Source organism: uncultured Tenacibaculum sp. (assembly GCF_947494125.1).
In the GTDB taxonomy this organism is placed as follows: domain Bacteria; phylum Bacteroidota; class Bacteroidia; order Flavobacteriales; family Flavobacteriaceae; genus Polaribacter.
Map to the genome: position 1 here is coordinate 1 of NZ_CANLTU010000056.1, position 311 is coordinate 311.

At 38.3% G+C, this 311-nt stretch carries 1 protein-coding gene; it reads right to left on the reverse strand.

Annotated features, from left to right (window positions below):
• Positions 1-311 (reverse strand): hypothetical protein (locus Q0881_RS17790; protein ID WP_299163327.1); only part of this gene is annotated, 311 nt, incomplete at both ends.

Sequence of the window (311 nt, forward strand, 5' to 3'; positions counted from 1 at the left end):
GTAGTTGCTGTTAATGTTTGACTCGCTACTACTGTTCCGCCTACTGTTAAACTATATACATAAGTTCCTGTTCCTCCTGCTGCCGTTACTGTGATACTTCCTCCTGTACTCGAATCACATACATTGTCATTCTCTACTACCGTGAAGGTTACTGCAACTGGATCTGGTACATTTACTGGTGCTTGACTTGTACATCCGTTAGCATCTCTTACTCTTATTATATAATCTCCTGACGCTAATCCTGTAAATACATTATTGTTACTATATGTATAAGTTCCTACAACTCCTCCTGCTAAGAATTCTAATTGATA